The organism is Janibacter sp. CoH_79_TC_3 (assembly GCF_058197955.1).
Window position 1 is genome coordinate 1 of record NZ_JBXWIV010000168.1, and the last position, 245, is coordinate 245.

Here is a 245-nt window from a genome sequence, read left to right on the forward strand (position 1 = left end):
GTTGAATGGTTTATAATGGGGGACATCTGCAAGGGCGAGCAGTTCTTTGTCGCCGGAACTGTCGCCATATACATGCAGCGTCTCGGAGGCGAAATCCGGATATAGCCGGCGGAGCCTGCGTACCTTCTCACCTCCTTTACAGGTGGGCGTGGAAAAACGCCCGGTCAAAGTCTGCTCCCTAACTTCCAGCCCTGTTCCTTCCACGAACCGGATTCCGACAGTTTGTGCCCAGGGGCGTATCCAGT

1 protein-coding gene is annotated in these 245 nt (G+C 55.9%); it reads right to left on the bottom strand.

Going from position 1 to position 245, the window contains the following annotated elements; genetic code table 11:
* Nucleotides 1-240 (bottom strand): haloacid dehalogenase-like hydrolase (locus tag AC2FA3_RS15505; protein ID WP_490510372.1); only part of this gene is annotated, 240 nt, incomplete at its 3' end.
* Nucleotides 241-245: the final 5 nt, after the last annotated feature.